General features: G+C 63.8%; 4 protein-coding genes and 1 tRNA gene. 2 read left to right on the plus strand and 3 right to left on the minus strand.

Translation table 11 applies throughout. The features are described 5' to 3' along the window. Together JNK68_16000 and JNK68_16005 are read right to left on the minus strand one after the other, a co-directional pair. The coding region (locus JNK68_16000) for an integrase arm-type DNA-binding domain-containing protein (GenBank protein MBL8541847.1) at positions 1-1,074 on the minus strand (1,074 nt) is incomplete at its 3' end. Positions 1,075-1,256: 182 nt separating this feature from the next. Continuing rightward, positions 1,257-1,332, minus strand: a tRNA-Ala gene (locus tag JNK68_16005). Positions 1,333-1,493: 161 nt separating this feature from the next. Between JNK68_16005 and JNK68_16010 the strand changes: the two genes are divergently transcribed. Next, positions 1,494-2,186 (plus strand): glutathione S-transferase family protein, encoded by a 693-nt coding sequence (locus tag JNK68_16010; GenBank protein MBL8541848.1) that lies wholly within the window; start codon positions 1,494-1,496, stop codon positions 2,184-2,186. A gap of 23 nt (positions 2,187-2,209) precedes the next feature. After that, entirely contained in the window at positions 2,210-2,905 is a 696-nt protein-coding gene (locus tag JNK68_16015) for a glutathione S-transferase N-terminal domain-containing protein (protein ID MBL8541849.1), read from the plus strand. A 50-nt stretch (positions 2,906-2,955) separates the two neighbouring features. On the opposite strand, the gene JNK68_16020 is transcribed toward JNK68_16015, so the two are convergent. After that, positions 2,956-3,897 carry a class I SAM-dependent methyltransferase gene (locus JNK68_16020; protein ID MBL8541850.1) on the minus strand — a complete coding sequence of 314 codons (942 nt, stop codon included), beginning with the start codon at positions 3,895-3,897 and terminating at the stop codon, positions 2,956-2,958. Between the last annotated feature and the right edge of the window lie 22 nt (positions 3,898-3,919).

Raw genomic sequence — 3,919 nt, forward strand, 5'->3', positions numbered from 1 at the left:
CACTCGATGCCCGAGCTGATGCTCGATGTAGTCCGGCCGAAAATGCAACACTTCATCGAGGAGCGTGCGCGCCATCGCGCGGAAGCCGTGCCCGACGATCTGCTCCTTCGGATAGCCCATGCGCCGCAACGCCGCCAGGATCGCGTTATCGCTCATGGGTCGACTATCGCCGCGCTCGCTTGGGAAAAGATAGGGGCCGGCTCCGGTGAGCGGTTGCAGCTCGCGCAGGATCATCAGCGCCTGCGTCGCGAGCGGGACGATGTGCCCCGTGCCAACCTTCGAAAGCGTGTAGCGCCATTCCGCCGCGTCCAGGTCGACATCCTCCCACTTTGCCTGGCGCAGCTCGCCGGGGCGCACGAAAACGAACGGCGCGAGCCGCAGCGCGCACTTCGTTACGAGCGAGCCGTGATAGCCGTCGATCGCGCGCAGGAGTTCGCCGATCGCTTTCGGATCGGTAATGGCAGGAAAATGATGTTCCTTCACAGGCGCGAGCGCGCCGCGCAGATCCGCCGCCGGATTGCGCTGCGCGCGCCCGGTGGCGATCGCGTACCGGAACACCTGCCCGCAGTTCTGCATTGCCCGGTGCGCCGTGTCGCGTGCCCCGCGGCTCTCGATGCGCCGTAGCAACTGGAGCAGCTCGGGTGCCATGATTTCGTCGACCGCGCGCGCGCCGACCCACGGGAAGACATCGAGTTCCAGGCGCCGGATGATCTTGTCGCCGTGGGTGGCTGCCCAGTTCACCGAGAACTTGACGAACCACTCGCGCGCGACCACTTCGAAGCTGTTCGCCGCTTGGCCCTCTTGCACCGTCTTCAGCAACTTGCGCTGCGCTGCCGGATCGATGCCATTGGCCAGGAGCTTGCGCGCGTGATCGCGCTTCTCGCGCGCTTCGGCGAGCGAGGTCTCAGGAAAGACCCCGAGTGCAAACGTCTTACGCTTGCCCCCGAAGCGGTAATCCAACCGAAAATACCTGCCCACCGAATTGACAAGCAGATACAGGCCGCCCCCATCGGCGAGCTTGTACGGCTTCGCTGCTAGCTTGGCATTGCGGATGGCAATGGCACTGAGTGACATGACGGCATCTCCTTCGGTTGACGGTATCTCGGCCCACGAGGGCACCAGATACCGCCAAAACTACCGACATGAACACCGGCAAGTCAAGACATGGAGTGACACGACCTGAAGGGAAAAACCAAGGAAATCTATCTTATTTCAGTGACTTATGGGTCAAAACGATATGCTGTGATTCGAGCCTATGGTGGAGGTAAGCGGGATCGAACCGCTGACCTCTTGCATGCCATGCAAGCGCTCTCCCAGCTGAGCTATACCCCCGCAGCGCAAGGCGCGGATTATACGGAGGGGCCATAGGGCTGTAAAGGAAACGGCCGGCGCGCGAACGTGCGTGCCCGACAGGCTTGCCGGCGCGTGAGGAACCACCCTACCCTTGCGGCGTTCACACCCGTCTCGATACTGCGACCGCGGACGACGTCCCCATGATGCAGCTCTACGACCTTGCCGGTGCCGATGAAGACTTGCGCTTCAGTCCGCATGTCTGGCGCGTGCGAATGGCCCTCAAGCACAAGGGACTCGACTTCGAAACCATCCCCTGGCGTTTCGTCGACAAGGATGCGATCGCGTTCTCGGGCCAGAAGCTCGTGCCGGTGCTGGTGGACGGGGATCGCACAGTAAGCGACAGCTGGGAGATCGCGAGGCACCTGGAATCGACCTACCCCGACCGACCGAGCCTCTTCGGTTGCGCCACCGGTGAAGCGCACGCCCTCTTCGTCAAGCTGTGGTGCGATCAGGTGCTGCAATCGATCCTGTTCCGCATCATCCTGCCGGATCTCTTCGCGCGCCTCCACCTGGATGACCAGCCCTATTTCCGGCAAACGCGCGAAGCGCGCCTGGGGCAGACGCTGGAAGCGCTCGCACTGCCACCCGCGGAAGGAGTTCCGGCGCTGCGTGAAGCGCTCGGAGTGCTGCGCTCGCTGGTCAAGCGTCAGGAATTCATCGGCGGCGCCACGCCGAGCTTCGCCGACTACACCGTGTTCGGCGCGTTCCAGTGGGCGCGCTGTGTGTCGCCGATCCGCCTGCTGGAACAGGATGATCCGGTATACGCGTGGCGCGACCGGCTCTTCGCGGCCTTCGACGGGTACGCGAGACGAGCGCGCGGCGAGCCGATCTGACCCTTGAGACGCGGGAGACCGACGTGATTGACCTCTATTACTGGACCACGCCGAATGGACACAAGATCACGATGTTCCTGGAGGAGGCCGGGCTGCCGTACACCGTGAAGCCCGTGAACATCTCGGCCGGCGAGCAGTTCGCCACCGCGTTTCTCGCGATGTCTCCGAACAACAAGATTCCCGCGATCGTCGATCACGCGCCGACCGATGGCGGCGGCCCGTTGAGCGTTTTCGAGTCGGGCGCGATCCTGCATTACCTGGCCGAAAAGACCGGGCGGTTTCTGCCGCCCGATCTGCGTGGACGCACGGAGGTGATGGAGTGGCTGTTCTGGCAGATGGGGGGACTCGGTCCGATGCTCGGCCAGAATCACCATTTCGTGCAGTACGCGCCGGAGCCGCTACCCTATGCAATCGAACGCTATCTGAAGGAATCCGAGCGTCTGTACGGCGTCCTCGAAGAGCGACTCGCCGGCCGCGAGTTCATCGCCGGCGAGTATTCGATTGCGGACATGGCGTGCTATCCCTGGATCGTGCCGCACCGCCGCCAGAAGATGGACATCGACGCATTCCCGAACCTGAAGCGATGGTTCGACGCGATTCGCGCGCGACCGGCGACCGACCGCGCCTACGCGATTGCGGAACGCATCAACACCGCACCCGTCGTGAACGACGCGTCGCGTTCGGTGCTGTTCGGTCAGGGGCGGCGGCTGAACGCCTGAAACAGGACCAGCGCGGCGGGAAGATCCGCACACGCTCGCCGACTGTGGTGTCACGCGCGAGTGAAGTGGACGAAGGTGCTCTTGGGGTACACGTGCCGATAGAGCGGCCGGACCAGATTCTTGAGCGCCTGCCGCGGCTCGAACCAGCCCGAAGCCCCGTTGTACAACTGCCGCAGGCGCGGACGCACGGGCGCGAGGCCGACCTGCCGTCCAAGTGCCACGAGCGACGCGTAGTCGAAGCAGTTGATGTGCTCCAGCGGTTGCACCGGCATCAGGTAGTCCCGATGCACGGTCGCCATGCCGGGCAGACGCTTGAGTCGCTTTGCCATGCCGAGTCCGTTCGGCACGCTCACCTTGATCAAGCCACCGTCGTGGAGCGCGCTGGCGAGATGCTCCAGCGTCTGGCGCGGCTCCACCAGATGCTCGAACACCTGCTCCGTGTTGATGTAGTTGAAGCGGTGGTTGGGGATATCGTCCCAGTCGATCACCTTGATTCCGATCGATCGCGCGTACGAGATCCTTTCCTGTGACAGCTCGCACCCCGCAACGTGACAGCCGTAGCTGCGCGCCATGGTGGCCCACTCCGCCCACCCCAGCCCGAAATCGAGCACGCTCAGCGCGGACGGCTTCACGCCGAAGTGCTGAATGAAGTACTCCACCTGACTCGCGAGGTAGCGATAGTCGCCGAGCCCACGCGTTCCGTGCAGGCGTTCCTGCTCACTCGCCGGAATCCAGCGGTCATAGATGTCGTTAAGCAGCGCACCGGAGGGAACGGCCCGCTGGAAGATCAGACCGCAGTCCTTGCAGCGATCGACCTCGAACGTCGCACCGGCCAGCCGCATCAGCTCGGCGCGGCCCCCGTAGTGTGCAACCAGGAAGTCCCGAATCGGCGGCTGGTCGTACGGATGCCGCAGGATCGACTCCGCGGACATCGAACCGCAGGAGGGGCAGGAATCCCGATACGCCAGTTCGTGCGCGTCTGCCGTTTTCACTGGGGATCTACACTCGCGTTCG

The sequence above is a fragment of the Betaproteobacteria bacterium genome (assembly GCA_016791345.1).
Taxonomy (GTDB): Bacteria; Pseudomonadota; Gammaproteobacteria; order Burkholderiales; family JAEUMW01; genus JAEUMW01.

Excerpts from the sequence above, each read along its gene's own strand:
- JNK68_16010 (MBL8541848.1), top strand. The coding sequence starts at position 1,494 with ATGATGCAGCTCTACGACCTTGCCGGTGCCGATGAAGACTTGCGCTTC.